Origin of the sequence: Variovorax sp. WDL1 (assembly GCF_001541225.1) — a bacterium.
In the GTDB taxonomy this organism is placed as follows: Bacteria; Pseudomonadota; Gammaproteobacteria; order Burkholderiales; family Burkholderiaceae_C; genus Variovorax.
The window spans coordinates 101,307-126,603 of record NZ_LMTS01000027.1; the positions used below are offsets into that span (position 1 = coordinate 101,307).

Consider the following 25,297-nt stretch of genomic DNA (forward strand, 5'->3'; position numbering starts at 1 on the left):
GCGAGCCTGACGCCGCACCGCTGCCGCCCTGCTGCGGCTGGCCGGCCAGCTCTGCCTCGCTGACGATCTCGACCACGCGCACCACCTTCTCGACGCCCGAGACGCCGCGCGCGATGTCGGTGGCGCGATCGGTCTCGCGCCGCGTGGCCAGGCCCATGAGGTAGACCGTGCCGCGGTCCACCACGACCTTGAAGGAGTTGGCGAAGACGTCCTTGGCGTCGAGCAGCGAAGCCTTGATCTTGCCTGTGATCAGCGTGTCGTTGGAACGCTGCTGGAAGGTGCTCGGCGCGCCGATCGTCAGCTCGTTGACCACCGAGCGCACGTTGTCGACGCGGCGCACCACGTCCTCGACGCGGCGGCGGTCGGCCTCGTTGCCCACAGCGCCGGTCAGCAGCACCTGGCGGTTGAAGCTCGTCACGCTGACATACATCTGGTCGTTCGCGATCTCGCGCACCCGCGCGCTCGCGCGCAGCTCGATGCCCTGGTCGTCGAGCTGCGCGCCCGAGCTGCGGCGGTCGGTCGCCACCATGCCCGCGCCCACCACCGCCGCGCCGCCGACCACCAGCGGCACGCAGGCGGAAAGGCCGGCAGCCAGCGCAGCGCCCGCGGTCAAGGCCAACGCGAGGCGCTGGAGGGATGTTGTCGTCATATGGAACCTTCCTGTTCTCCGAGTAACTGGGCATCCACGCCGTCGCACAGGCAGTGCAGCACGAGCAGGTGGACTTCGTGGATGCGCGCCGCGCGCTCGTGCGGCACGCAGATCTGGACATCGGTTTCGCGCAAGGCCCGCGCGACGGCGCCCCCGGGATTGCTGCTGGCGCCGCCGCCCGAGGCGTTGCCCAGCAGGGCCACCACGGTCATGTCGCGCGCGTGCGCCGCCTCGAGCGCGGCCAGAACGGCGGCCGACTGGCCGCTGGCGCTCAGGGCCAACAGCACGTCGCCGCCCTGCCCGAGCGCGCGCACCTGGCGCGCGAAGCGGTCCGGGTCGCCGGCCTCGGAGGTATCGGCTGCGGGGTCGATGGCATCGAACGGCAGCGCGATGGCGCCGAGCCCGGGGCGATCGCGTTCGAAGCGGCCGACGAACTGGGCGGCGAACTGCACCGCCAGGAGGCCGGAGACACCCGCGCCGCACGCCAGGATCTTGCCGCCGCTGGTCATGCAGGCAAGCAGGGCCTGCATGGCCTGGGAGATCGGTTTGCCGAGAAGCGGGCCGGCCTGGTACTTGAGGTCCGCGCTGTCGATGAAGTGCTGCTGGATCCGTTGCTCGAGCATGGGGCGGGATGATAACTGCGGGCCGCGCAACAAAAGGTTATTGCCCCGCTGGAGTGGCGGCGGGCGGCCAGGGTTCTCCACTTCGGAAGAACATCAGTCGGCATCGAAGGCGGCGCAGATCCATTCGATGCGCGCCTCCACCAGCACCACATCGAAGCGGCAGGGCGGCAGCGTGCGCAAGCGGCTCAGGTAGTGCCGCGCCGCGAAGACGATGCGCCGCCGCTTCACGCCGGTGATGCTGGAGGCCGCGCCGCCATGGCTCGCATCGGCGCGATGGCGCACTTCGACGAAGACCAGCGTGCCGTCGCGCGGATCGCGCATGATCAGGTCGATCTCGCCGCCACCGCGGCCCGGGGTTCGATAATTGCGCGCGACCAGCACGAGGCCGGCCGACTGCAGATGCGCGAGCGCGGCCGCCTCGGCTGCATCCCCGCGCTGCTTGGTGGTGGCCTCGGCCACCTTCTTGTCCTGGAGAAACACGTCTTGAGCTCCCTCGCCCCCGCCTCCTTCGGCGCAGCCCTGCCGGCCGCGCGCGATGCCGCGGGCGCGCAGCATTATCCCGAAGGCGTGCTATACGTGGTCGCCACGCCGATCGGCAACCTGGCGGACATCACCCTGCGCGCCCTGCACGTGCTGCAGCTGGTCGATGCCGTGGCCTGCGAGGACACGCGTCACACGCAGGCCCTGCTGCGCGCCTACGGCATCGAGCGGCCCGCCGCCGGGCTGCTGGCGCTTCACCAGCACAACGAGGCCGAGGCGGCGCAGGCCGTGATCGCACGCCTTGCGGCCGGCGAGCGCATCGCCTATGTCAGCGATGCCGGAACGCCCGGCGTCAGCGACCCCGGGGCGCGCCTGGCCAGTGCAGTGCGCGCTGCGGGCCTGCGCGTGCTGCCGCTGCCGGGCGCGAGCAGCGTGACCACGCTGGTGTCGGCCGCAGGGCTGGTCGCGGACGGCGATGCCGGGAGTGCCTTCGTCTTCGCCGGCTTCCTGCCCGCCAAGCCCGGCGAGCGCGATGCCGCCGTGCAGGCGCTCGCTGCCGAGCCGCGCAGCGTGGTGCTGCTGGAGGCGCCCCATCGCATCGAGGCGCTGGCGCGTTCCCTGGCCGTGCTGGGCGAGCGGCGCGTGACGGTGGGGCGTGAGCTCACCAAGCAGTTCGAGGAGATCGCCACCTTGCCCGCCGCCGAGCTGCCCGCCTGGCTCGCGGCCAGCCGCGACCGCACGCGCGGCGAGTTCGCGCTCGCGCTGCATCCTGCGCCGGCGGCGGCGGACGACGACGCCGAAGCCCGGCGCGTCCTGCAACTGCTCCTTGCCGAGCTGCCGCTCAAGAGCGCAGTGCGCCTGGCGGCCGAGATCAGCGGCGCGCCGCGCAACGCGCTCTATGACCTGGCGCTGCGCCTGCGCGAGGAGCCCAGCGACTGAAAGCCGGCATCTGGTCTGCCTTCAGCGGCCGCGCTGTCCGATCAGCCGTCGAGCTCGGGGTAGTGCCTGAAGATGCCTTCCTCGTTGAACGGAATGCGCCGCGGGCTCTGCAGGTAGTCGTGCACCTGCTGCCGGCGGCCGATGTTGGCATGCAGCTTCACCACGGCAGGCGTGCGGGCCAGGGCACGAGCCGTCGCCTTCGGGAAGGCATAGCGCAGGCCCGCCACCAGCTGGAACAGCGAGAGGTCGGCATAGGTCAGGCTATTGCCCACGAGGTGCAGGTCGCCCGCCGGGTTGCGTTGGAGCACGCGCTCGAACCAGTCGAGGAACTTCGGGATCCGCTCCTCGCGGAAGCACCTGGCGCGCGCCTGCGCGGCCTCGCGCTGCTCCTCGTAGTAGGCGCCGGTGGAGATCGGGTGGTGCGTGTCGTGCGCCTCCGCCACCACGTCGGCAATGGTGAGCTGCAGCTGGTGCGTCCAGAGCGCATCGCGCTCGCCGGTGCCGGCCAGGCCCAGGCGCGGGCCCAGGTACAGGAGGATCGCTGCCGTCTGGCCGACCACGATGTCACCGTCGACCAGGAAAGGCGGCGCGAAGGAAGCGCGCGGATTGTCCGGATCGCCGAGCCGCCGCCCCAGCGCCGCCTCGCCCCCGCCCCGGCCCGTCGGCTCGCGCGCCACGTCTACATACTCGGCGCCGGCCGCCTCGAGTGCGAGCCGCACGAATTCGCCGCGGCCCTGGATGCTGGGCCAGTAGTGGAGCTGGTAGGTCACGTCGAGTCCTTTCGCGTGCATGCTATCGCGCAACCCCGATCATCGACAACGCCGAACCCACGAGGCCTGTCCCGGGAGGACTTCTAGGCCCTGCGGTTCTTCAGCACGACGAGCCTGGAGAGGCCGAGCAGATTGACCGACTCGATGCTGACCACTTGCCAATCGTGGGAGAGGATCTGCTCCTCGTAGCGGAAGTCGGAACGAAAGCCGATGTGCTCCGCAGCAGAACGAAAGGCCCGTTCCATGAGCCACCAGAACCCGCTTCCACTGAAGTGGTTGAGCACGACGATGGTCCCCTCCGGCTTGCACACGCGGCGGATCTCGCGCACCAGTTCGGCCGGCCGGGGCGTGACGGACAGCACGTACGGCAGGGTGACGCAGTCGAACGATCCATCCGGGAAGCTCGTGCGCTCCGCGTTCATGTACTCGATGGTGATCTGGTGATCGGGCAGGCCGCGGGCGCGTTCACGCGCCCGCTCGAGCATCTCGTGGGACAGGTCGATGCCCACGATCTTCGACGTGGTCGGGTAGCGCGCCAGGGCGAGCCCGGTCCCTACACCGACCTCGAGGAGCGACGCGGGTTGCAGCGTGCGAACAACGTCCGCCATGCGGCGTCGTCCGGGCTCGAGCACTTGTCCGAAGAGCAGGTCATACACCGGCGCGAGGCGCTTGTAGGCGCGTGCAACGCCTGCTTCCGACATGGCCAGTTCCGGCCTCGACCCGACCGGGAGATTCGAGGGGCTGAAGCGTTCCGATCGTGCTCTGCTTTCCTTCATCTTTCTAGCCTCCAGGCTGTACGGCGATGATGCGCCTGCGCGCAGTTCGTTCGTCCCGGCGGGCGGCGCGCCTCAAGCGAGGTTGGCGGCCTTTCCGGGCGAGTACATGACAACGAGCGCAGTGGCCGCACCCGAAAGACTGTGGCCACGGTGCGGCATGCGCGAATCGAAATGGATCGTGTCGCCGGCCTCGAGGATGTACTTGTCCATGCCTACCTGCCATTCGATGCGCCCGGTCAGGACGTGGAGCAGCTCCTCGCCGTCGTGCTCGAAGAAGACGAACTTGTCGACCTCGGCAGGAAAGGAGAACAGGAAGGGCTGGAGCGCACGCCCCTCGGTGGCGTCGGTGAGCGCGAAGTAGTCGTAGCCGAAGGCGCTGCCGCCAAGCACGGTCGCGCGCTTTTCGCTTTTGCGCACGACGCTGGCGCCGCGCCAGCGGGCGCGCACGCCCGCTGTCTGCAGCAACGCCGCGGCTTCGATGCCGAGCACGTCGGCGATGCGCGAGAGCGTGCCGATCGGCGGCACCTTCTTGCCGTTCTCGATACGCGAGAGGTAGGCCTTGCCGAAGCCGGCGCGCTCGGCCAGTTCGGCGAGGGTCAGCCCGGCAGCAAGGCGCTGCTGCTTGATTCGCGCGCCCAGATCGACAGGCAGGGGCGTGTCGTCCTGCGATGTGGCGTTCGTTTCGCCACTTGTTCTTGTCTCCGGGCGCTTGGTTGTTGGCATGTCGCCCGATTTTACGGGCGCACCTCCGGCGTGCCGGCGTCGAGCTGCGCGAGCTTGGACTCCTTCGAAGCCCATTCGTCGGCATCGGGCAGCGGCCCGCGGAAGACGGCGCGCGGCCAGCTCCGTGCAAGCGAGGCGTTCAAGGCGACGAAGGGGCGCAGCGCATCGCCGAGGCCTTGCTCGGGGAAGATGGCCTGCACCGGGCAGACCATCTCGCACAAGGCGCAGTTGGCGCAGGCATGCGGATCGATCACGACGAAGTTCGGCCCCTCGCGGAACGCGTCCTGCGGGCAGACCTCGATGCATTCGCCATAGCGGCAGCGGATGCAGGCGTCGGTGACGACGTACGCCACGCTTTCGCCCTCAGGCCGCGGCCTGGAACCCTGCGGTGTTGAAGAAGACGTTGGGCTTGCGGTACACGGCCAGGAGCAGGCAGCCTTCGTCGGAGCGCGTCTCGTGCAGCGAGCCGGGGGTGCGCCAGACGTACTGGCCGGCGCGGCAGATGCCGTCGTGGTCGTAGAAGGACCCTTCGAGCACCCAGCTCTGCTCGATCTCGGGGTGCTTGTGGAAAGGCAGCACGGCGCCGGGCTCCCACTTGAGCAGGACCGTCATCTCGCCCGCCTCGTCGTTGCGGTACAGCACCTTCATCCAGATCTTGTCGAACTGCGACTTCTGCCATTCGAGCTTTTCCGGATCGACGTAGATCGAGCCACCCTTGGTGGGCTCGAGCTTGCCGGACAGGCGTTGGGCGGTATGGGCATTGGACATGGAAGCTCCTTTGGTACGAATAAGCGAAGGAATGGAATCCGCCTACAAGGCGGACACCGACTTGTTGCGCGTCTCGTGCGCGAAGAGCGCGGCCGTCAGCGTGATGAGCGCCAGCACGATGAGCATGATCGAGATGCCTGCGGTGCCACCCATCTTCTCGCTCAGCACGGTGGCGAGCACCGGCGTCAAGCCGCCGCCGATGGCCGCAGCGACCTGGAAGCCGAAGGATGCGCCGCTGTAGCGCGACCTGGCGCCGAAGAGCTCCGGAAAGTAGGTGGCTTCCGGCGCGAACATGAGCCCGTGGCCGAAGCTGAGCGCCACAGCGACTGCGGCGACGACCACGAGCGGGTCCTTGGTCCCCAGCAGCCAGAACATGGGGAACGCGAAGGCGATGGTGAACAACGATCCCGCGAAATAGAAGGGCCGCCGTCCGAACACATCCGACAGGTACCCGAAGAGCGGGATGGTCACGATCTCGATAGCGGCGGCGATCATGATCGCGTCCAGGATCTGCGACTTCGGCAAGCCAAGCTTGGTGGTCGCATACACCACCACGAACACGGTGAGCATGTAGACCCACGAAACCTCGGAGATCTTCAGGCCGATGGCGATGAAGAAGCTCTTGGGATGCTTGAAGAGCGCCTCCGCCAGCGGGTTGCGCGCAATCTCCTTCTTGGCCTTCATGGCCTCGAAGACGGGCGACTCCTCGACCTTCATCCGTATGAAGGCGCCCAGGATCACCAGCACCAGGCTCGAGAGAAAGGGCACGCGCCACCCCCAGGACAGGAATTCTTCCTCGGGCAGCTTGGACACGAGCGCGAAAACGCCCGCCGAGAGAATGAGGCCTATCGGGAAGCCGACCTGCACGAGACTGCCGCACAGGCCTCGCCGACGGGCCGGTGCATGCTCCAGCACCATCAGCGCGGCCCCGCCCCATTCGCCGCCCAGACCGATGCCCTGGACGATCCGCAAGAGCACCAGCAGGATCGGCGCCCAGATGCCGATCTGCGCATAGGTGGGCAGCAGGCCGATGGCAAAGGTGCCCAGCCCCATGATCACCAGCGTCAGCAAGAGCATCGACTTGCGCCCGAGCCGGTCGCCGAAGTAGCCGAACACCGCGCCGCCGAAGGGGCGCGCGAAGAAGCCGACCGCGGCGCTTCCGAGCGCGGCGAGTGTGCCGACGAAGGGGTCGTCGGCGGGAAAGAACAACTTGTTGAACACGAGCGCCGCAGCCGCGCCGTAGATCAGGAAGTCGTACCACTCGATGATCGTTCCAAGCGCGCTCGCAAAGACGACCCGCTTGACCCGGTGGTCCGACTTGGTCGCAGGGACGGCGCCATAGGCACCTGCATCCGTAATTTCCATCGCCTTCTCCAGTTTCGACAAGCAAGAGCCCGCTGAGGCAGCGGTGATTCAGGCAACGATTTGTTGTCTGATGGGAAACTATAAGTTTCCCAATTCGAGGTGTCAAACAATCCGGAGATGGGACAAACCCGCAGTTCAGGCAAGTGTCGGCAGGCGCGCCTTGTTGGCTTGCCATGCATGCGCGTACTCGATGATGCGGGCGACTTCGGCCGCTTCATCGGCGCCGATGCGCGTGGCGAGCACGTGCAGGATGGCGTCGATGCACAGCGACACGCCGCCGCCGGTGATGATCGTCCCGGAATCGACGACGAGCGCCTTGCGCGCATCGACCTCCGGATGTTCGCGCGCCAGGACGCCCAAGGGAGAAAGCTCGGGCGCGCGGACCTCGCACTTGGTGGTCGCCGATCGCCCGTCGAGCAGGCCCGCCGTCGCGAGGATCATGGCGCCCGTACAGACGGAAACCAGTGTTGCACTGCCGCTGCGGCGCCGAAGAAAGGAGCGGATGGCCTCGTCGTTCGAGGCAGCGGGCCAGCCGGGTCCGCCGGGGACGATGATTGCATCGACACCAGGGCAATCGTCGAGGGTGAAGTCCGGTGCAACCCTGAGTCCGTTCGAGAGCCGCTGCAGGCCTGCATCGGTCGCCACTGTCAGGTAGTTCAGTTCCGGAATCACGCGCTTCGCCATCGAGATCACGCCGATCGCGGCGAGGTCGATGGGCTCCACGCCCTCGTACAGCAGGAATGCAAACTTCATCCAAGGCTCCATGGGAGACCGGCGCAACATGGCCGCTCAAGCAACACTCTAAGCAAAAGTTTACCAATGAGCAACTCCACGCGCGCTAAGCGGCACTGGGCGCGAGCATGCAGCGGGGCTTGGGCGCACGATTCAAGCGTCAGCTATGTATGTATTGCACTAAGATACGGCCTTATTACTTCCGGCATTCCCGATGCGAACTGCAGCTCCTCCGCACGCGGATGTGGCGCCCGAGACCGAGCAGGACGAACGCCTGTTCCTCAAGTCCGTTGAAAAGACGTTCAGGGTTCTCGAGGCATTCGGCCAATCCCCGCATCCGCTGACGCTTTCCGAGATAGCGAAGGCTGCCGGCATCGACAAGAGTGGCGCGCAGCGCATCTGCCACACGCTCCTGGCCCTGCGCTACATGGAGCGCGACGACGTCAGCGGCAAGCTGATTCCCGGCAAGCGCTTGCTCGACAGGTCGTTCGACTATCTTCGTCACAACCCCTTGGTGGAACGAGCGGTGCCGATCCTGATCGAGCTGCGCAAGACCGTCCAGGAACGCGTCGACCTGAGCCTGTTCGATGGCACGACGATCGTCTATGCCCATCGCCTGCAGAGCAAGCGGGAGACATTCCGGGCAACGCTGGTGGGCCGCCGAATCCCGAGCGCGGTTTCTTCCGGCGGACGCGCAGCGCTCGCTCATTTGCCGGACGAAGAGGTCCGACAAATCCTGCGTGCCAGCGAGGTCTCGAAGTTCTCGCCCAAGACAACCATCGATCCCGAAGCCAATTTCGAGCACGTTGTCGCGGCGCGTCAGACCGGATACGCATTGGCGATCGAGGAGATGGCGCTGGGCGAGATCGCCATCGCGGCGCCGATCCTGAATGCGCAGCGAAAGCCGGTGGCCGCGATCTCCGTGGCTGCGTCACTCGCGGAATGGACCCTCGACGAGTTCGCCCGCAAACATGGGCCATTGGTGCTTGCGGCGGCGCAGGCCCTCAGCGGGAAGTGACGTCCTTCACCGGCTGCGTGCGCCCTGCCCGGCTCAACAGCGCAGTCGAGCGGAGATGGCCTGGGCTTCGTCGACCAGCCCTTTCGGGACCTGGCCGTCCCAATCGGGATGGAGCCTTGTTGCTCGGTCTATGACGGTCAGCGCCATCACCATCTCGCCATCGGGCCCATGAATCGGGGCGCTGAACGCATTGACGGTCACGCCGTGAAGCCTCTCGGTCATCTGCGATTCGACCGCCCGCGCCAGTCCGCGCCGCCTGAAGTCGGCCACGTCCTCCTGAAAGGAGCGCCGCCGATCGCCCGAGACCTGGCCGGTCTGGCGCAGTTCCTCGTCGATGAAAGTCGACGTGATCTCCGGGGGAAGAAAGGCCGCGAAGGCGCCGCCGGTCGCCGAATTGGTGACGCTCATGACGAGGGCAGGTTGCAGATGGCAGCTGACCGGCATGGCGGATGGCTCCCAGTGAAGCGCGGTCGGACCATGGTTTCCCCACACCGCCAGGCACAGCGTCCGGTCGCCGAGTCGCCGTGCGATGCCGGGCATCGCCTCGATGGCGATCGCGATGCTCTCGAGCGAAGCGGGTCGCGAGCTTCCGGGTTGCGCCCACCCGGGCCCCAGGTCATGCGAGTACGCCACCATGTACTTGCCGCCCCCGAATACGAGCGGACGGCGATCGTGCCGTGCGATTCGTTCGACGCGCCCTATATAGACGACGTGATCGCCGCCCGGGTACGCCGCGACCTTCGTGCATTCGAGGGTGGCGGCGGCTCCGTCCAGCAAAGGCACGTTGCCGATGCCGAGCGTGTAATGCAGGTGCTGGAACTTGTCGTCCGCCGATTTCGCGAAGTGGTTGGAGATGTGCACCTGGTCATCCGCGAGGATGTTCACCGCAAAGCTGCCCGAGTCGCGAAAGCCAGGATAGCTGCTGGTCGTGATCGACTGGCTCCACAGGACCAGTGGGGGGTCGAGCGAGACGGAGTTGAACGAATTGGCGGTCACGCCGTAGTGCCGGCCAACCGGATCGGTCGTGGTCACCACGGTGACCCCGGTCACGAAAGTACCGAGGACCTCGCGGAACTGCTTCTTGTCGAATGCCGCTGAAACAGTGGCGGTGGTGGTGGCAGCGTCGACAGCGGCAAGCGGCGCCGCGGCATGGCTCTGGTGCGAGGGCAGGTGCTGGATCATGGCTGTACCTCGTGAGGTCATGCGCCCGGACGCGACGCGGCATCGAAGGGGCGACGAAGATTTCGACGCTCCAGCATCGGCAGGACGTCGCCAGTGAACCGGTTGATTCCGTCGGCGAAGTCCACCCAGGTGAGCAGTGCGCCATCCAGGCCCGCCTCGGAGTACATCTCCAGGGTGTTCGCGATGTCGTCGGCGGTTCCCAACAGGATGGAACCGCCCGCACCGGCCGCGAAACGCGTGCGGAACTCGAGCAGTTCTTCCTTCGACATGATCTGGGTCTGCTCACGCAGGCCTGCCGTCCATGCGTCGACGCTTTCGTTGTCCGCCTTGTCCACGGCGAAGTAGCGCAGGTAGTCCTCTGCCGCCTTGCGCGTCTCGCGCTGTACGACCGGCGCATAGGTCCACACCTGCACCTTCCGGCCGAACTCCGTCATCGCGTAGTCCTTGTACTCGTCGATCTGCTTCTTGCAGCTGGCGAGGTCGTCGCTCCTGAGCATGACGAAGCACATGTCCGCGTGCTCGCAGGCAAAGCGCCTGCCGCGGGGCGAGCCGCCCGCGCTCATGATCGGGATCGAAGGCGATTGCTGCAGTGGCTTGGGCATCGACATGCCCTCCTTGACCTGGTAGAAGTCGCCCTCGAAATCGAACTCCTCTACCTCTGCCCACAGCTTCTTCACGATCTTCAGCCATTCCTCCAGGTGGTCGTAGCGCTTGTCGTGCTCCTTCAGGGGCGCCCCGAACATCTCGAGCTCCGGCTTGTTCCATCCGCCCACGACATTGAGGGCGAAGCGGCCCTTGGACATGATGTCGATCGTCGCGCACTGCTTGGCCACCGCGAGGGGATGGAACGACGGCGCATGCGAGGTCGCGAACACCGTCGAATACGACGTGACCTGCGAGATGCCTGCCGAGAATGTGAACGGGTCCAACACAATCCCGCTCGCATGCTCCGGGCGCCCACGCATGTAGCCCTTCCAGCGGGCGTAGGCCACGATGGCCTCGAATCCCGCCCGGTCCGCGAACTGCGCAGTGTGGACCGCGTTCTCCCAGGTCGGCTTGTAGGCCTCGGGGACCAGGGTCTGGGCTCCGCCCTTTCCGTTCGTGCCGAAGATGCCGAGCTTGAGCTTGTTGGAATTGAAGAGTGGGTTCTGGATCATCTGTTTCTCCTGCTGCCGGGATTGCGCCCGGCGAAGTCCTGTTTGCCTTCGGTTCGGCTGGCGGAGCTAGATGCCGCCGGAAATCATCAAGGTATCGCCGGTGATGTAGCCGCTTGCGGGTGAGGCGAGGAAGAGCGCCGCGCCGGCCACTTCCTCGCCGCTGCCCGGACGTCCCGCCGGGATCGCAGCCATCATCGACTTGCGCCCTGCGTCGTCGAGGCTCATATAGCGCCTGGCGATGCGCGCGTCGGCGTCGGCATGGATCAGGCCTGGCGCGAGGGCGTTGACGGTGATGCCGCAGGGCGCAAGATCCTTCGCCAGCTGCCGCGTGAAGGAAACGATGGCGCCCTTCGACGTGGCGTACGGCAGCCGCGCATTGATGGTGTTCAATGGCCCCGCCAGGCCATCCTTCAGCGTGGAAGACATGTTGATGATGCGGCCGTACCGCTTCCTGCGCATGCCCGGCACGACGAAGCGGCTGAAGAGGAAGGTGCTCTTGAGGTTCAGGTCGAGCACATAGTCCCAGGTCGACTCTTCGATCTCCTCGATATCGAGCGCCGGCGTCGGCCCGCTTCCTCCGGCGTTGTTGACCAGGATGTCGATCTCGCCGGCTGCGGCCAGCGCTTTCTTGACGCACGCCTCGATCTCACCGGGCTTCGACACATCGCATGCAAGTGCAATGCACTCGGGGCCGTCCCCTGCGAGGCTTGCCTGCACGCGACGCAAGCCGTCCTCGTCGCGATCGACGAGGACCACCCTGGCGCCGGCCCGGCAGAAGGCGGCCGCGATGGCGGCGCCGATTCCGTTGGCAGCCCCGGTGACCAGGGCTGACTTGTCTTCCAATGCCTTCACGATCATTCCCCCAGGTAAGCTGCTCTCACGACCGGATCCTTGCGAATGGACTCGGGATCGCCTTCGGCGACCTTCCTGCCTTGCTGCAACACGGTGATCCGGTCGCTGATATCCATGACCAGCGACATGTTGTGTTCGATCAGCACGATGGTCATTCGCCGCTGCTTCGACAGGTTCGAAATCAATAGCTTTGCAAAGCTGATGTCCTCGGCGCCCATGCCGGCGGTCGGCTCGTCCAGGAAGAGCACCGTGGGACTGGATGCGACCGCAAGAGCGATCTCGAGCCGCCGCTGCTCCCCGTGCGAGAGCTCGCCCGCGAGGGAGTCGGCCTTGGGCTGCAGGCCCGCCCACGCCAGCACTTCGTCGACGCTCTCGTGCATCGCGCTCTGGCTCGCGCACTGCGAGAGGAAGTCGAAGCTCCTCCACCCGCGTGCGGACTGGCACGCCAGCCGGACGTTCTCCCGTACATCCACCTCGAAGAAGAGATTGGTGATCTGGAAGGACCTTGCCAGGCCCTTGCGGCTCCTTCTCGCCACCGGCATGCGCTCGATGCGCTCACCGTCGTAGGTGATCGTCCCGCGGCTGGTTCTGGCCATCCCGCACAGGGCGTTGAAAGCGGTGGTCTTTCCGGCACCATTGGGACCGATCAGCGAATGCACGGATCCCTTTCGCACTTTCAGGTCCAGGGCATCGACAGCGCAGAACGCGCCATAGTGAACGCTGAGCCCTTCGGCAACCAGGATGTCGGCGGTCATTTGGCGGCTCCTGCACTGACGGCGGGCAGTGCGCGGCTCTTGCGGGCCCGGTCGAATGCATCGCCCACGACGTCCACGATGCCGCGCCCGCGAAGCCCGATCACGCCGACGATCAGGAGCAGCCCCATGAGCATCATCCAGCGCGGCCAGATCGGCGCGAGAACGTCGGCGATAGCCAGGAACACGGCCGCCCCGATCACCGGCCCCATGGAGGTCCTGAGGCCACCGATGATGGCCATGATGACGAGCTTCTCGGCGGTCTCGATGTCCACCACGTTGAGCGGCACGAAGCGCAGGAAGCTCGCGTACAAGGAGCCCGCGATGCCGGTGATGAAGCCAGAGAGCGCGAATGCCACGAGCCGATAGCCGCCGAGGCTGTATCCAAGCGCCTCGCTTCGTCTCTCGTTCATGCGGATGGCGTTGAGCACGCTGCCCAGCGGCGACTTGGAAAGCCGCTCGACGAATGCGAACGTGACCAGCAGCGCAACTGCGCAGTAGGCCAGGAAGGCGCCCGGCGCCTGCAGGTCGAACATCTTCCAGTCGAAGAAGGTCACATCGGGCCGCACGACTGCCGACAGCCCGTTCTCGCCCCCGGTGAACTGGGGAAGCGCCAGCGCGAGGAAGTAGCCCACCTGCCCCAGGGTCAGGGTCAGCATCACGAAGTAGATGCCCTTGGTGCGGATGGACAGCAGCGAGAACAGTGTCGCGACCGCCAGGCCGACGAGGCCTCCCAGCAGGGTCACGAGGGGCGCGGAGAGCTGGTACTTGGTCGCGACGACGGCACAGACGTAGGCAGCGCCGCCGAAGAACACGCTGTGACCGAAGGACAGCAGGCCGAACATCCCGTACAGGATGTTGAACCCGAGCGCTGCAATCGCGAAGATGAAGATCTCCGTCGGCAGCGCGCTGGACTTGCTCGCGAAGGCAAGCAGTGCCATGGCCGCGGAGAGGCAAAGTAGTCTCAAGAACATATGGGGTACCTGTTCAGGTCCGTCCGAAGAGGCCATTCGGCCGCAGGATCAGCAGCACCGCGACAGACGCGTAGATCATGAGCCGCGCGCCCTCCGGCCAAAGCATGCTCATCACGCTCTGGACCAGCCCGATGAAGAGCCCGCCCACCAGCGCACCGCTGAACGAGCCCAGCCCGCCCACGATGACCACCGCAAAGGCGATCGCAAGGGCATCCATGCCCATGGCCGGGTCGACCCCCCTGAGCGGCGCGGCCATGGCACCAGCCAGGCCGGCGAGCCACCCACCGAGTGCGAACGCGACGGAGTACAGCATCCGCACATTCGCGCCCAGCAGGGAAACGGTCTCGGCCTCTTCACTCGCCGCGCGAAGCAGCGCGCCGAACTTGGTCCGCACGATCAGCATGTAGAGCACGATGGCCACGATCGCGGATGTGAGCAGCACGAAGAGGCGGTAGCGCGGATAGACGAAGTCCCCGAACATCAGCACGCCCTGCAGGAACTCCGGGGTGCGAACGTTGCGCGGCAGTGGGCCCCAGGCCGAGATGACCAGTTCCTGGAGCACCAGCATGATCCCGAAGGTGATCAGGATGTGGGCGCTGTGGGACATGGAGATCACGCGGTTCAGGAGAAACCTGTTCAGTGCCCACCCGAGCAAGGCCACCGCGAACGGCGCGACGAGCAGCGAGACCAGGAAGCTGTCCGTCAGGGCAGCAACCTGGTAGCAGACATAGGCCCCCACCAGGAAGAACGCGCCGTGTGCGAAGTTCACGAAGTTCAGCAGCCCGAAGAGGATCGACAACCCGACTGCCATCAGGAAATAGATCATTCCCAGGCCGAGCCCGTTCAGCACGGGAAAGATGTACGCATTCATGAGTGATCGCGAGTGGAGGCTTTCTGTGTGCAGTGGCGCGCGCCTACGCCATGCTGCAGCCGGTCTTGTCGACCGGAAGGAAGGTCTGCCCCGAGGACACGATGTCGACGTAGTCCGCCGCATCCTTCATGGACGCCTTGGGCTTGCCGCGCATGAGGTAGACATCCCTCAACACCTGATGGTCGCCCGCGCGCACGTGCTCCCTTCCGGTCACGCCGTCGTACTCGAGCCCCTCCATGGCCTTGATGACGGCCTGGGGATCGGTGCTGTTCGCCTTTCTCACAGCCTCGGCAATCATCTGCATGGCGGCGTAGGCGCTCGCCACCGCGTAGGGCGGCTTGTCCTTGTGCTTCTCGCCGTAGACCTTCAGGAACTGCTGGTTGCCGGGCGTCTTCACGTCATGCCAGTACTGCGCACCGAAGTAGATGCCGTTCATGGAATCCGCACCGAGCGCGTCGAACTGGTCGAGGCCAGTGGACCAGGGCGCGATGATGATGGCGTTCCTGTTGAGCCCGAAGCTGAGCGCCGCCCGGATCACCTCGATGGTCTGGTTGCCGAAGTTGAGGATGCACACCACGTCCGGACGGGCGGCCATCGCGCTTGCCAGGTAGCCGGAGAACTCCTTCTCGGCGAGGGAGTGGTAGGCGTTGCCCACATGTTCGCAGCCCGCCTCTGCCAGCACGCGCTTCGTGTTCGACAGCATCGACTCGCCGAAGACGTACTGGCCGGTGATGGTGTACCAGCGCTTCGCCTTCGGCTGCAGCTTGGTCAATGGCCGCACCGATTGCTCGATGCAGCCGTAGGTGCTCACGGGCCACCTGAAGGTGGATCGGTTGCAATCCGCTCCGGTCATCGAGTCGGCACCGGCCTGGTTCACGTACACGCCGCCGGCCTTGTGGACTTCCTTGGCCACCGCGAGCGCGCTTGCCGAGTTCGTGGTGCCGGAGAAATAGCGCACCTTGTCGACCTGGATCGCCTCGACGACCTTGCGCACGCCCTTGCCGGGGTCGCTCTGATCGTCCAGCGTGGTGTAGTCGAGCGTGACGGGCAGCGTACGGCTGAAGTACTCGGCACCCAGCATGTTGCCCGCGTGCACGAGCGTGCCGACGCTCGCGAAGCCCCCGGACATCGACAGCGGCCCCACGACCGACAGCTTGGGTTTTGCCTGCGCCATCACACTGGGCGCAGAAAGGCCGGCAGCGGCCGGAAGGATGGAAGCGAGCCCTTTGATGATCTGTCGGCGTTTCACTGTAGTTCCTTTGTGCGGTTGGGTTGAAGGAGCGGTGGGCGTCGTATCAGGCGGGCTTCGCCTGGACGGCATGCCTGGCGGGGTTGAACGGCGGCTCGTGCTCGGAGAACCATCGCGCCACGTCGGCGCAGGTTCCATACGAGACGTCGCCGAAGCTGCGCGTGTAGGCGATGAACTCCCTCAGGAGCGTGAGGCGCGAGGGGCGTCCGATCACCTGCGGATGCATGACGAGGTTGAAGACGCCGCCCCACGTGCGGATCGCGTCGAACTCGTCCTTCCAGATCTGCAGGATGTGCTCGTTGGTGAAGACAGCGCGCGGGCTCTTGATGTGGAAGAGGCAGTAGATCGCGTCGTCCAGGCTCCAGTGCCAGGGGAGCTCCACGACGCCCGGCGCTCCATCGAGCAGCGTCGACCGGTAGGGCGTGTAGTCATCCAGCATCGAGCTGTCGTAGAGGAAGCCCTTCTCCTTGAGCAGCCGGAACACGTTGTGGCTGGTTTCCCCGGCCGGCGAGCGATAGCCGAGGGGCCGCTTGCCGACGATCCTCTGCAGCGCGTCAATGCCTTTTTCGAGCGCCTCGAGCTCGAGCTCCGGTCTTGACGGATCAACCCATTCATGAAGATAGCCGTGATGCCCGATCTCGTGTCCAGCCTCCGCGATGGCTTCCGTCTGCGCACGGTGGAACTCCGCGGTCCACCCTGGCACGAAGAAGGTCGCGGGGAGCTGCTCCTCCTTGAGCAGCTCCAGGATCTTCGGGACCCCGACCTTCGCCCCGTACGTGCCCTGCGAGAGCGTGCCGGGGCGCTCCCAGTTCGCCGCGTCCCGGGCGATCCAGAGGGTTTCGGCATCGAAGTCGAAGGTCAGCAGTACCGAGACGCGCGAGTCGTTCATCCATTTCATGCGGGGTTCTCCTGGTGTGTCGAGGGAGTCGGGTCGAGGGGCCTGAGGACGTTGCGTCAGTGTTCCGCCGCGGCCGCGCCGATGCCGATGTGCTGCTCGATCGCGCCGCTGCTGCGCAGCTGCTGTCCGTCGCCGGCGAAGACCGTGCGGCCCAGGTTGATCACGTGGTGAAAGTCAGCCACCTGTTCGCACACCCTCAGGTTCTGCTCGACGAGCAGGATGCCGATGCCCGAGTCAGCGATCTCCCGGAATGTCTGGACCAGCTGCTTGACGACGACCGGCGCAAGGCCTTCGGTGGGCTCGTCGAGCATGAGCACGCGCGGGTGGGTCAACAGCGCGCGCGCGATGGACAACATTTGTTGCTCGCCGCCCGAGAGTTCGCCACCTCCGTTCTTCAGCCGCTCGCCCAATCGAGGGAAGAGCTCGAGGACCCGCGCGATGGTCCAGCCGCTGTGCCCGGGCCGCGCGGCGATCTGCAGGTTCTCGTAGACGCTGAGCAGGGAGAAGATCCCACGGTGCTCCGGCACCAGTGCGATCCCTCGGCGGTTGATCAGGTCGGCCGTGAGCCCGGCGATCTCCCCGGTCTTGAGCGTGACCGAGCCCGAGGTGGGCTTGATCGAGCCTGCGATGGCCTTGAGGGTGGTCGATTTTCCCGCGCCGTTGCGTCCGATGAGCGTCGCGATGCCGCGCTCGGGCACGTGCAGGGTCACGCCCTGCAGGATGTGACTCTTGCCGTAGTGGGCATGCAGGTTGTTGACCGAGAGGATCATGCGTGACCCTTCAGGACACCAGGACGGGACGTGCCTGGTCGCGAAGCCACCGGGCGAGCCTCGCAACACGCGCGTCCTGGTGCTGCTGGCCGATGAGCTGGACACCCACCGGCATGCCTGCTACCGCAAGCATGGGCAAAGTGATAGTGGGTGCCCAGAGTGCGGAGGAAGGCGTGTTCATGATCGGGTTGCCGGTGGCATGCGGGATGCCGGGGTCGCTTCCGGCGATGTCGCCCATCAGCGGCGCTGGCCCGAGCGAGCTCAGGGAGATCAGCGCGTCCGCCATGCCGCCCAGCGCCATGTGGCTGCGCTGCATCGACTCGCGGGCGGTCAGGAAGCTCCGGTACTCGTCGAGCGTCATCTTCCGTGCGAGCTCGAGCCGCCCCATCAAGCTCTCGCTGATCTCGCCGGGGTGCCTTTCGACCAGGTTCTCCAAGCTCCAGCGCATCTCGAATGCGGAGATGTCGCGAGACAGCGCGCTCGCCTGGGAGATGGCTCGCTCGAAGGCTTCGATGAGCGGGCTGTCGCGGCGGCGAAGGATCCTGACCCCCATCTCCTCCAGCTGGTCGGTGAACGTCTCGAACGCCTTTCGTGCCCGGTCGTCCACCAGGGGCCAGCCCTCGCCTTCCATCACGATGAGTCGTGACGGCTGGCAGGCTGGCTCCAGCTGGCTCGGACCATAGAGGCCGGGGCTCCCTGGATCGCCTCCAGCTCTTGCCGCCATCTCGGCGGCGACGCTCCACAGGTCTTCCAGGCTGCCCGCGTGAACGCCGAACTGGCTTTGGCTGAAGCCCTGGCGCTCGCCGCGGTTGATCGCACCGTAGGTGGGCTTGAGCGCGTAGTTCGCGCAGAAGCTGGCCGGCCGGATGATCGAGCCGACCACCTGCGTTCCGATGCAGACCGGAACCATGCCGGCACCCACGGCCGCCGCGGAACCGCTGGAGGAGCCTCCCGGCGTGCGCGACGAGTCGAATGGATTGGTTGTCGGCCCGGGGTGCGACATCCCCAGCTCGGTGGTCACCGTCTTGCCGAGGACCACCGCTCCAGCCTCGCGCAATGCACGGATGGAAGCAGAGTCCTGGTTCGTGTGGTTGCCCTTGTAGAGGGGGCTGCCCATCTCGGTAGGCATGTCCTTCGTGTAGATCAGGTCCTTGATGCCAATGGGCATGCCGTCGATACGTGAGAGCGGCTTGCCCTCGCTGTAGCGCCGGGTCGACGCATCGGCCGCCGAGCGGGCGCCCTCCACATTCAGGGTCACCCAGGCTTTCACCGCGGGCTCTCGGCTCTGGATGACCGCGAGGCAGCGTTCGAGGTAGTCGCGAGGCGTGTCCGCACCGGCGGCGAACCTTGGCGGCGCGTCGAAGAACGTCAGGGATTGATGGTCGCGAGGGTCGTAGGCCATATGCAGGTGCTCGATTTATCTCGATGTGGTCGTATTGAATAGCAATTCGCTAGGATCGATTGTAGAAGTTTTGCATTTGTCCCCAACCAGGGATTCGGCGTATTGACGATCGGAAAAAATGTGCTAGAGCACGCGTCGGGCAGTCGCATGGCAGGAGGGCATTGGCGGGAAGCCGGCGCACGCCGGCCCTGCAGCAAGGCGCAATTCCCGCTCGCTTTTCGCTGCTTCGCCCGCGCATTAGCTGGCGCGTCTCGGCGGCGCGGCACGGTGCATTGGCCGGACCGTCCATCCGGCCCGTCGGAGGCTCAGCTGCCGGACATCTTTCGGCTGCGGATGAAGTCGGCCTCGCTGCGATAGCGCTCGCCCAGGAAGGCGCCGAAGCGGCTCGGCGACGACTTCTGCACGGCCACCATCCCCATGCTCTCGAAGCGGGACTGCAGCGCGGGGTCGGCCATGCTCTGCGCGATCGCAGCTTCGTACTTGTCGAGCACCGCGCGATGCATGCCCGCGGGACCGACGATGCCGTACCAGACGGTGATGTTCAGCGCCGGATAGCCCAGCTCGGCATACGTTGGAACATCCTTGAGATGGGGCAGGCGCGTCGGCCAGGCCACAGCCAGCGCCTTCATCTTTCCCGACTCGATGTACGGGCCGACCACGGCCGACGTATCGCTCATGAAGTCCAGCGTGCCGGCGACCAGGTCGCTGGCTGCTGGCGCCGAGCCCCGGTAGGGCACGTGGACCAGGCGCCCTCCAAGGGCATGGTTGATGTGCTCGAGAACGACGTGGCCCAGCGAGCAATTGCCAGGGGTGCCGTAGTTCGGCGAGTCGACCGTCCTGCGCGCTGCGTCACGGAACCCCGCGAAATCGGACACCGAACCGGCGCGCCCGACCAGGATGGTCGGCATGTCTGCCACCAGGGCAATCGGAGTAAAGCTCTTGATGGGGTCGTACTTGAGGTTCGGATTGCACGACGGGTTCACCACATGCGTGGACACCGAAGCCATCCCGATCGTGTAGCCGTCCGGCGCGGAGGCTGCCACGGCTTCAGCGCCGAGCGCACCGCCGGCGCCGGCCTTGTTGTCGACGACCACCGGCTGCTGCAGCCGACGTGACAGCTGCTCCGCGACCAGCCGCGCCACGATGTCGGCAGGGCCGCCCGGCGCGAAGGGGACGACCAGCTTGATCGGCCTTGCCGGAAAGTCGCGCTCCTGACCGAGCACCGGCATTGCGGCCACGCACAAGGCCATCGCGAGAGTGCCAAAAAGCTTGATGTTCATGTTTGCTCCGATCATTGTGAAAGTTGGCTTGCCGAAACCTCAGGAAGAGCGAACTCGCTCAGCACGTAGGAGTGCACGTCGAAGTGGCGCGGCCAATGCGTATCGCGCCATGGCGGAAGCATGTACGTCCCGACGGCGAGGCCCCGGGTGCGTGCCTCGCCCGCATGGGCGATGACCTCCCGCGGCAGCTGATCGACGTCGCGCCAGTCGTCCACGCCCATGTCCCTGCACAGGTCGACCAGACCGAAGTGCACACCGCTGACGCCTTCGATGCGCGCGATGGTCGCTATCGCGTCCATCAAGGCGGCGGTCTCGACCATGGCGACGATACGGGCTTCGTCCGAGCATTCACGGACACTCCGCACCACCGCCTGCAGCTCGCCGATGCTCGAGAAGCCCGGCACCATGAATCGCCGGCACCCGAGCCTGGCCAGCTTGCGAAGGAGCGGCAGATCATCGGCAGGCACCCGCACGACCAATTCCCCCGCGCAGGCCCTCAAGTGGTCGATGGCCCATGCAATGGTCTCGGCAGAATGAAGCCCGCCTTCGAGATCGAGCTGGAAAGTGCGCCATCCTTTCGCCATGAGCTGCGCCACAAGCCGCGGCGACCATGCAACAGGGTTGATCCATTGTTCCGGCATGGCTTTCAGTGGTTGCTGGTCGAGTACCTGGCGAGCCCCACTGGCCGGTCGGCCTGCGGATCGATCCCCTGGCGGCCGTGGGCGTTCTCGTACACCAGCATTTCCTTCCTCATCGGGCGCGAGGGAAAGTCCTGCAGCCACAGCCGGTAGAGCATGCGGCCGTGCGCCGGGTCGGGATGGTTCTCGAAAGCGGTGCGCGCGTGCAGCAGCTCGTAGTTGTTCATCCACAGGATCTCGCCTGGCTCGAGCTGAAACTCCACGCGCACATCGGGGCGGTTGGCAACCTGGTCGAAGAAGTCCAGCGCCTCCACCTCGCGTTCGGTCAGCGGCACGCCGAGGTCGCGCTTGGCGACCTCGATGATCTCTCGCACATAGCGGCAGCTGACGAGCCCCTGCGACTCCGAGAACACGGGCACATCGTAGGGCGTGATCTCCGGGGTGCCGATCGGGGCTTCGCCGCGCCGGTGGTAAGGGAAGCCGCGGACGAGGATTTCCAGGAGGTCCGGCCGTTCACGCCTGATGATTGCGTGGATTCGCAGGGAGCTGGCCAGGGCGCTCTCGCCGCCGGAGAGCGCCTTTCGCACGCACAGCAGCGCGATGATCTCGGCGGAATCGGTGTGCAGTTCCAATTGACGATCGCTCGTGTAGCCGCGCGAGCTGTTGCGATCGCGCACCGCCACGTGGCCCAGCACGTCGCCGCTGGAGCTCTGGGACACCGCGTTGCCGAAATGCATGCCAAGCCCGAAATAGATGATCTCGAGATCCGAATCGCTGTACTGCCCCGGAGGGAGGCCCTGCATCAGAACCACGCCCTCGCCCTGGCGCAGGCGTTGCAAGGTGAGGGCGAGCTCGCCGTCGAGCGCCGCGCTGGAGAAATCCTCGCGGGTCACGTCACTGAACCGAAGACCCTTGGCCTTGACGCGCGCCAGGCTGGCGGCGATGTCGGCCAAGGCCTGCTGGCTGAGCCGCTGCCTGAACTCCATGCGGCCGAACTCCGTGGCGTCCCATCCTTGCGGGTACTTTTTCTGAGACCATTCGACCGAAGGGTTCTTCGCCAGCAACAACGGCATTCGTGACTCCTTTTGAAAAGGAGGCATTGGGCGGCTCAGGCCCCCGGAGGGTCAATGCATAGTTCTTCACACCCCTATTCCGTCCGGCAATGAAGCTCTCCACCAAGCGCCATCTCCCGTCCATCGCCAACATCGAATCGTTCTTGAGCGTTGCGCGGCTGCACAGCGTCACCGCTGCGTCGGAGGAGCTTTTCCTGACGCAAGGGGCCGTCAGCAAGCAGATACTGGAGCTCGAAAAGCACGTGGGCAAGAGCCTGTTCACCCGCAGCGCACAAGGGCTGCAGCCCACGGCAGCAGGGCGAGCCCTGTTCGAGCGGCTCTCGCCGCTGGTCGCGGACCTCGAGGATGCGTTCGGCGAGATACGTGCCGAGGCGCGCAGCGTCTTGAACATCTCGGTTTCGCCGAGCTTCGGCATGGAGATCATTGCGCCCAACCTCAGCGACTTCATGGAAGCGAATCCGTGGCTGATGGTCAATCTCTACACCCGCCTCGGAGAAGTCGACCTCGACCGCGAGGGCCTCGACGCGGCCGTGGTCTCTGGCGAAAGCCGATCGAATGCCTATGCCAGCGAGCGGCTCTTCACGCCGGCGCTTTTCCCATACATATCGCCAGCGCTGCTGGCGCCTGGCGCGGAAGGCGAGCTCAGTGCGCTCACCCGCTCCAAGCTGATCGGCCTGGTGAACATGTCCAGCGCATGGCCTGATTACTTCGACATGCTCGGACTTCCCTTCTCGCCCTCGATGGTGGTTGCGAACCACTCATTGCTCAGCACCAGCGCCCAGGCCGTCATCAGTGGCTACGGCATCGCCCTGCTGCCCGAGTACCTGGCGGGCCAGCATGTGCGCACGGGGTTGATGGTGCGCATCGGGAACACGGCCTACCGGGGGTCGAACCCCTACTACCTGATGGCCCGGAAGCAGTGCGTCTCCGGCGAGCCCTACCAGCGCTTTCGCGACTGGCTGCTCGGGCTTCTGCGCAACATGGGGCAGCTGACCTGAAGGTCCTTGGCCCCGCGAGCGCAGGTTCCGCCCGCACTGCCCTACTCGCTGGACGGACAACGTGAGGCAAAGAAAAACCCGCTACGCGGGGAAAGCGTGCGGGCTTTGAGGCTTCGATATCTGGTCCCGCCGCCAGGAATCGAACCTGGATCTCAGCCTTCGGAGGGCCGAATTCTATCCATTGAAATACAGCGAGAGGGGGCTTCAGGCCAGGGCCCGAAGCCCGTGATTATCACTGATCACGCAAGCTGCTTGCAGTTCCCCTCCGCCGCCGCAGGCCTGCGCTCGAATCCGAGCCCTGCGAGATAGACGTTGAACAGATGCCGCCCTGCCGGCACGAGGTCGAAGGCGCCGGGCTCGAGCAGCCAGTCCTGGATCAGGCCGCTGATCACCGCATGCAGCCCGTAGGCCGCGGTCTTGGCCGGGATGGGCAGTTCGATGCCAGCGCGGCTCGCTGCATGCTGCAGCGCGTGGACGAAATCGGTCACGCAATCGTTGCGCGCGCTACGGTGACGCTGCAGCACCGGTGCCATCTCGTCCGTGTACTCGACCTTGAGCGTGGCCACCTCGAAGACGCGCCGCACCTGCGCGTCGGTCACCATCAGGTTCAGGGCCTGCACCATCACCTGCTCGATCGCCGCCAGCGGATCCTCATGGGCCGCGGTGGCTTCGCGCGTGGCGCATTCCAGCGGCAGCGTGACGCGCTCCATCATGGCGTTGAAGAGGTCCGGCTTGTCCTTGAAATGCCAGTAGATCGCGCCCCGGGTGGCGCCAGCCTCCTGCGCGATCTGCTGCAGCGTGGTACGCGAAACACCCTGTGACTGGAACAGCACTTCCGCCGCATCGAGCAGCCGATGCCGGGTGGCCAATGCCTCTTCCTTGGTACGTCGGACCACTTTGCCCCCTTGCATGAAACCTGTAAAACATCGAACCCGTGTCGGCTGCCACTATACATTCACGAATGTATGTAAACTCGGGCCCCACCTGATGGCCAAGCTCGCCGTGTTGCTATAGGCACTCGCCGCGACCACGCGCCGTTCCCCGTCCCTGCTTCAAAGGATTCGCATGCCCGTCTCGCATGTCTCGCGTCATTCGTTGTTGTCCATGCCGCGTCGCCCCGTCTTCGCTGCCGTCGCAGCCGCGGCGGTGCTGGCGCTCGCCGCTTGCGGCAAGAGCGAGGCACCGGCCGGAGGCGCACCTGGGGGCGGTGCCGGCGGCGGCGCACCGCCGCCGCCCGAAGTGGGCGTGGTGGTGGCGACGCCGACCGACGTGGGCCTGGTGACCGAGCTGCCGGGCCGCCTCGAAGCCTCGCGCGTGGCCGAGGTGCGCGCCCGCGCCGCCGGCATCCTGCAGCAGCGGCTGTTCCGCGAAGGCAGCGACGTGAAGGCCGGCCAGCCGCTGTTCCGCATCGATCCGGCCCCCTACCTGGCGACGCAGCAGAGTGCCCAGGCGGGCCTGGCACGTGCCGAGGCCAATGCAGTGCAGGCCAAGGCCCTGGCCGAGCGCTACAAGCCGCTGGTGGAGGCCAACGCGGTCAGCAAGCAGGAGTACCTGAACGCCGTCGCCGCCGCCAAGACCGCCGAGGCGGACATTGCGGTCGCGCGTGCCGAGCTGCAGACGGCCAGGATCAACCTCGGCTACGCGAACGTCACCGCGCCCATTGCGGGCCGCATCGGCCGCGCACTGGTAACCGAAGGGGCGCTGGTCGGCCAGGGCGACGCCACGCCGCTGGCGGTGGTCCAGCAGATCGACCCGGTCTACGTGAACTTCACGCAGTCGGCCAACGAGGTGCTCAAGCTGCGCCGCGCCATGGAGGCCGGCCAGTTCAAGCGCGCGAGCGGCAGCGATGCGGCCAGCGTGCGCATCCTGCTGGAAGGCGGCAGCGAGTACGCGCTGCCCGGCAAGCTGCTGTTCTCCGACCTGACGGTGGACTCGTCCACCGGCCAGGTGACGCTGCGCGCCGAGGTGCCGAACCCGAAGGGCGAGCTGCTGCCCGGCCTCTACGTTCGCGTGAAGGTGGAGCAGGCCCAGGCGACGAATGCGATCACGGTGCCGCAGCAGGCGGTCACGCGCACCCAGCAGGGCGACACGCTGACCGTGGTCGACGCCGAGGGCAAGATGCACAAGCGCACGGTGAAGATCACCGCCGCACAGAACAACCAGTGGGTGGTGACCGAAGGCCTCAAGGCCGGCGAGCAGGTCATGGTCGACGGCTTCCAGAAGCTGATGATGATGCCGCCGGGCGCGGCAGTGAAGGCGGTGCCGTGGAAGGCGCCGGCGCCGGCGCCGGCGCCGGCCTCCGCCGCAGCACCGGCTGCCCCTGCGAATGCTGCCTCGGCTCCGGCCGCGAAGCCGTAA

At 66.2% G+C, this 25,297-nt stretch carries 28 protein-coding genes and 1 tRNA gene; 4 read left to right on the forward strand and 25 right to left on the reverse strand.

The window, feature by feature from the left end; genetic code table 11:
* The 3 genes from APY03_RS05525 to APY03_RS05535 all read right to left on the reverse strand — a co-directional run.
* On the reverse strand, positions 1 to 649 hold a 649-nt coding region (locus APY03_RS05525; protein ID WP_232324162.1), incomplete at its 3' end, for a BON domain-containing protein.
* Positions 646 to 1,272 carry an SIS domain-containing protein gene (locus tag APY03_RS05530; protein ID WP_068674717.1) on the reverse strand — a complete coding sequence of 209 codons (627 nt, stop codon included), beginning with the start codon at positions 1,270 to 1,272 and terminating at the stop codon, positions 646 to 648. The genes APY03_RS05525 and APY03_RS05530, both read right to left, overlap by 4 nt.
* 93 nt (positions 1,273 to 1,365) lie before the next feature.
* Positions 1,366 to 1,731, reverse strand: coding sequence for a YraN family protein (locus APY03_RS05535; RefSeq protein WP_068674903.1), 366 nt, complete (start codon positions 1,729 to 1,731; stop codon positions 1,366 to 1,368).
* 24 nt (positions 1,732 to 1,755) lie between these two features.
* On the opposite strand from APY03_RS05535, the gene rsmI reads away from it, so the two are divergent.
* Positions 1,756 to 2,691, forward strand: a complete 936-nt coding sequence (gene rsmI / locus APY03_RS05540; protein ID WP_068674718.1) for a 16S rRNA (cytidine(1402)-2'-O)-methyltransferase — start codon at positions 1,756 to 1,758, stop codon at positions 2,689 to 2,691.
* 41 nt (positions 2,692 to 2,732) lie between these two features.
* On the opposite strand, the gene APY03_RS05545 is transcribed toward rsmI, so the two are convergent.
* The 7 genes from APY03_RS05545 to APY03_RS05575 all read right to left on the reverse strand — a co-directional run bounded on the left by APY03_RS05545 (position 2,733) and on the right by APY03_RS05575 (position 7,846).
* The gene (locus tag APY03_RS05545) at positions 2,733 to 3,461 is read right to left on the reverse strand and encodes a glutathione S-transferase (RefSeq protein WP_068674905.1); all 729 of its coding nucleotides are present in this window, start codon (positions 3,459 to 3,461) and stop codon (positions 2,733 to 2,735) included.
* Between the two features lie 83 nt (positions 3,462 to 3,544).
* Positions 3,545 to 4,162: a class I SAM-dependent methyltransferase gene (locus tag APY03_RS05550; protein WP_068674719.1), complete on the reverse strand. Its 618-nt coding sequence runs from the start codon at positions 4,160 to 4,162 to the stop codon at positions 3,545 to 3,547.
* Between the two features lie 147 nt (positions 4,163 to 4,309).
* Positions 4,310 to 4,960: a helix-turn-helix domain-containing protein gene (locus APY03_RS05555; RefSeq protein ID WP_162487153.1), complete on the reverse strand. Its 651-nt coding sequence runs from the start codon at positions 4,958 to 4,960 to the stop codon at positions 4,310 to 4,312.
* 11 nt (positions 4,961 to 4,971) lie between these two features.
* A complete protein-coding gene (locus APY03_RS05560) occupies positions 4,972 to 5,313 on the reverse strand; it encodes a ferredoxin family protein (RefSeq protein WP_068674720.1) in 342 nt (113 codons plus the stop codon).
* A 10-nt stretch (positions 5,314 to 5,323) separates the two neighbouring features.
* On the reverse strand, positions 5,324 to 5,728 hold the full coding sequence (locus tag APY03_RS05565) for a cupin domain-containing protein (protein WP_068674722.1): 405 nt from the start codon (positions 5,726 to 5,728) through the stop codon (positions 5,324 to 5,326).
* A gap of 42 nt (positions 5,729 to 5,770) precedes the next feature.
* Positions 5,771 to 7,093 carry an MFS transporter gene (locus APY03_RS05570; RefSeq protein ID WP_068674724.1) on the reverse strand — a complete coding sequence of 441 codons (1,323 nt, stop codon included), beginning with the start codon at positions 7,091 to 7,093 and terminating at the stop codon, positions 5,771 to 5,773.
* Between the two features lie 135 nt (positions 7,094 to 7,228).
* A complete protein-coding gene (locus tag APY03_RS05575; RefSeq protein ID WP_068674726.1) occupies positions 7,229 to 7,846 on the reverse strand; it encodes a DJ-1/PfpI family protein in 618 nt (205 codons plus the stop codon).
* Between the two features lie 193 nt (positions 7,847 to 8,039).
* Here APY03_RS05575 and APY03_RS05580 point away from each other — a divergent pair, with 193 nt between their 5' ends.
* Entirely contained in the window at positions 8,040 to 8,843 is an 804-nt protein-coding gene (locus tag APY03_RS05580; protein ID WP_083944178.1) for an IclR family transcriptional regulator, read from the forward strand.
* A 33-nt stretch (positions 8,844 to 8,876) separates the two neighbouring features.
* On the opposite strand, the gene APY03_RS05585 is transcribed toward APY03_RS05580, so the two are convergent.
* The 13 genes from APY03_RS05585 to APY03_RS05645 all read right to left on the reverse strand — a co-directional run bounded on the left by APY03_RS05585 (position 8,877) and on the right by APY03_RS05645 (position 21,941).
* Positions 8,877 to 10,025 (reverse strand): flavin reductase, encoded by a 1,149-nt coding sequence (locus APY03_RS05585; protein ID WP_083944179.1) that lies wholly within the window; start codon positions 10,023 to 10,025, stop codon positions 8,877 to 8,879.
* Between the two features lie 17 nt (positions 10,026 to 10,042).
* Positions 10,043 to 11,182 carry an LLM class flavin-dependent oxidoreductase gene (locus APY03_RS05590; RefSeq protein ID WP_068674732.1) on the reverse strand — a complete coding sequence of 380 codons (1,140 nt, stop codon included), beginning with the start codon at positions 11,180 to 11,182 and terminating at the stop codon, positions 10,043 to 10,045.
* A gap of 66 nt (positions 11,183 to 11,248) precedes the next feature.
* A complete protein-coding gene (locus APY03_RS05595; protein ID WP_162487152.1) occupies positions 11,249 to 12,034 on the reverse strand; it encodes an SDR family NAD(P)-dependent oxidoreductase in 786 nt (261 codons plus the stop codon).
* Between the two features lie 2 nt (positions 12,035 to 12,036).
* Positions 12,037 to 12,789, reverse strand: coding sequence for an ABC transporter ATP-binding protein (locus APY03_RS05600; protein WP_068674735.1), 753 nt, complete (start codon positions 12,787 to 12,789; stop codon positions 12,037 to 12,039).
* The gene (locus tag APY03_RS05605) at positions 12,786 to 13,760 is read right to left on the reverse strand and encodes a branched-chain amino acid ABC transporter permease (RefSeq protein WP_198161216.1); all 975 of its coding nucleotides are present in this window, start codon (positions 13,758 to 13,760) and stop codon (positions 12,786 to 12,788) included. The genes APY03_RS05600 and APY03_RS05605 overlap by 4 nt, the downstream gene beginning before the upstream one ends.
* Before the next feature lie 13 nt (positions 13,761 to 13,773).
* The gene (locus tag APY03_RS05610; protein ID WP_068674738.1) at positions 13,774 to 14,631 is read right to left on the reverse strand and encodes a branched-chain amino acid ABC transporter permease; all 858 of its coding nucleotides are present in this window, start codon (positions 14,629 to 14,631) and stop codon (positions 13,774 to 13,776) included.
* 43 nt (positions 14,632 to 14,674) lie between these two features.
* Entirely contained in the window at positions 14,675 to 15,880 is a 1,206-nt protein-coding gene (locus APY03_RS05615) for an ABC transporter substrate-binding protein (protein ID WP_068674739.1), read from the reverse strand.
* 46 nt (positions 15,881 to 15,926) lie between these two features.
* Positions 15,927 to 16,778, reverse strand: coding sequence for a polysaccharide deacetylase family protein (locus APY03_RS05620; protein WP_068674742.1), 852 nt, complete (start codon positions 16,776 to 16,778; stop codon positions 15,927 to 15,929).
* A gap of 56 nt (positions 16,779 to 16,834) precedes the next feature.
* Positions 16,835 to 17,548 carry an ABC transporter ATP-binding protein gene (locus APY03_RS05625; protein WP_068674744.1) on the reverse strand — a complete coding sequence of 238 codons (714 nt, stop codon included), beginning with the start codon at positions 17,546 to 17,548 and terminating at the stop codon, positions 16,835 to 16,837.
* A gap of 10 nt (positions 17,549 to 17,558) precedes the next feature.
* Positions 17,559 to 18,950, reverse strand: coding sequence for an amidase (locus tag APY03_RS05630; protein ID WP_068674746.1), 1,392 nt, complete (start codon positions 18,948 to 18,950; stop codon positions 17,559 to 17,561).
* A gap of 305 nt (positions 18,951 to 19,255) precedes the next feature.
* On the reverse strand, positions 19,256 to 20,230 hold the full coding sequence (locus tag APY03_RS05635; protein ID WP_068674747.1) for a tripartite tricarboxylate transporter substrate-binding protein: 975 nt from the start codon (positions 20,228 to 20,230) through the stop codon (positions 19,256 to 19,258).
* A gap of 11 nt (positions 20,231 to 20,241) precedes the next feature.
* Positions 20,242 to 20,871 carry an aldolase/citrate lyase family protein gene (locus tag APY03_RS05640; protein ID WP_068674750.1) on the reverse strand — a complete coding sequence of 210 codons (630 nt, stop codon included), beginning with the start codon at positions 20,869 to 20,871 and terminating at the stop codon, positions 20,242 to 20,244.
* A gap of 5 nt (positions 20,872 to 20,876) precedes the next feature.
* Positions 20,877 to 21,941 carry a TauD/TfdA family dioxygenase gene (locus APY03_RS05645; protein WP_068674752.1) on the reverse strand — a complete coding sequence of 355 codons (1,065 nt, stop codon included), beginning with the start codon at positions 21,939 to 21,941 and terminating at the stop codon, positions 20,877 to 20,879.
* An 89-nt stretch (positions 21,942 to 22,030) separates the two neighbouring features.
* On the opposite strand from APY03_RS05645, the gene APY03_RS05650 reads away from it, so the two are divergent.
* Complete coding sequence (locus APY03_RS05650) at positions 22,031 to 22,939, forward strand: LysR family transcriptional regulator (RefSeq protein ID WP_068674754.1); 909 nt, start codon at positions 22,031 to 22,033, stop codon at positions 22,937 to 22,939.
* Between the two features lie 121 nt (positions 22,940 to 23,060).
* On the opposite strand, the gene APY03_RS05655 is transcribed toward APY03_RS05650, so the two are convergent.
* Both APY03_RS05655 and APY03_RS05660 read right to left on the reverse strand, forming a co-directional pair.
* Positions 23,061 to 23,135, reverse strand: a tRNA-Arg gene (locus APY03_RS05655).
* A gap of 43 nt (positions 23,136 to 23,178) precedes the next feature.
* The gene (locus tag APY03_RS05660) at positions 23,179 to 23,835 is read right to left on the reverse strand and encodes a TetR family transcriptional regulator (protein WP_232081208.1); all 657 of its coding nucleotides are present in this window, start codon (positions 23,833 to 23,835) and stop codon (positions 23,179 to 23,181) included.
* 169 nt (positions 23,836 to 24,004) lie between these two features.
* Between APY03_RS05660 and APY03_RS05665 the strand changes: the two genes are divergently transcribed.
* Positions 24,005 to 25,297, forward strand: coding sequence for an efflux RND transporter periplasmic adaptor subunit (locus tag APY03_RS05665; RefSeq protein ID WP_068674758.1), 1,293 nt, complete (start codon positions 24,005 to 24,007; stop codon positions 25,295 to 25,297).

Bases quoted from the DNA above. Each gene is read 5' to 3' on its own strand.
- APY03_RS05550 (WP_068674719.1), bottom strand. From the start codon at position 4,162: ATGTCGGAAGCAGGCGTTGCACGCGCCTACAAGCGCCTCGCGCCGGTG.
- APY03_RS05585 (WP_083944179.1), bottom strand. From the start codon at position 10,025: ATGATCCAGCACCTGCCCTCGCACCAGAGCCATGCCGCGGCGCCGCTT.
- APY03_RS05645 (WP_068674752.1), bottom strand. From the start codon at position 21,941: ATGCCGTTGTTGCTGGCGAAGAACCCTTCGGTCGAATGGTCTCAGAAA.
- APY03_RS05570 (WP_068674724.1), bottom strand. From the start codon at position 7,093: ATGGAAATTACGGATGCAGGTGCCTATGGCGCCGTCCCTGCGACCAAG.
- APY03_RS05590 (WP_068674732.1), bottom strand. From the start codon at position 11,182: ATGATCCAGAACCCACTCTTCAATTCCAACAAGCTCAAGCTCGGCATC.
- APY03_RS05630 (WP_068674746.1), bottom strand. From the start codon at position 18,950: ATGGCCTACGACCCTCGCGACCATCAATCCCTGACGTTCTTCGACGCG.
- APY03_RS05580 (WP_083944178.1), top strand. From the start codon at position 8,040: ATGCGAACTGCAGCTCCTCCGCACGCGGATGTGGCGCCCGAGACCGAG.
- APY03_RS05625 (WP_068674744.1), bottom strand. From the start codon at position 17,548: ATGATCCTCTCGGTCAACAACCTGCATGCCCACTACGGCAAGAGTCAC.
- APY03_RS05620 (WP_068674742.1), bottom strand. From the start codon at position 16,778: ATGAAATGGATGAACGACTCGCGCGTCTCGGTACTGCTGACCTTCGAC.
- APY03_RS05600 (WP_068674735.1), bottom strand. From the start codon at position 12,789: ATGACCGCCGACATCCTGGTTGCCGAAGGGCTCAGCGTTCACTATGGC.
- APY03_RS05640 (WP_068674750.1), bottom strand. From the start codon at position 20,871: ATGCCGGAACAATGGATCAACCCTGTTGCATGGTCGCCGCGGCTTGTG.
- APY03_RS05565 (WP_068674722.1), bottom strand. From the start codon at position 5,728: ATGTCCAATGCCCATACCGCCCAACGCCTGTCCGGCAAGCTCGAGCCC.
- APY03_RS05555 (WP_162487153.1), bottom strand. From the start codon at position 4,960: ATGCCAACAACCAAGCGCCCGGAGACAAGAACAAGTGGCGAAACGAAC.
- APY03_RS05665 (WP_068674758.1), top strand. From the start codon at position 24,005: ATGCCCGTCTCGCATGTCTCGCGTCATTCGTTGTTGTCCATGCCGCGT.
- APY03_RS05605 (WP_198161216.1), bottom strand. From the start codon at position 13,760: ATGTTCTTGAGACTACTTTGCCTCTCCGCGGCCATGGCACTGCTTGCC.
- APY03_RS05575 (WP_068674726.1), bottom strand. From the start codon at position 7,846: ATGAAGTTTGCATTCCTGCTGTACGAGGGCGTGGAGCCCATCGACCTC.
- APY03_RS05635 (WP_068674747.1), bottom strand. From the start codon at position 20,230: ATGAACATCAAGCTTTTTGGCACTCTCGCGATGGCCTTGTGCGTGGCC.
- APY03_RS05610 (WP_068674738.1), bottom strand. From the start codon at position 14,631: ATGAATGCGTACATCTTTCCCGTGCTGAACGGGCTCGGCCTGGGAATG.
- APY03_RS05530 (WP_068674717.1), bottom strand. From the start codon at position 1,272: ATGCTCGAGCAACGGATCCAGCAGCACTTCATCGACAGCGCGGACCTC.
- APY03_RS05650 (WP_068674754.1), top strand. From the start codon at position 22,031: ATGAAGCTCTCCACCAAGCGCCATCTCCCGTCCATCGCCAACATCGAA.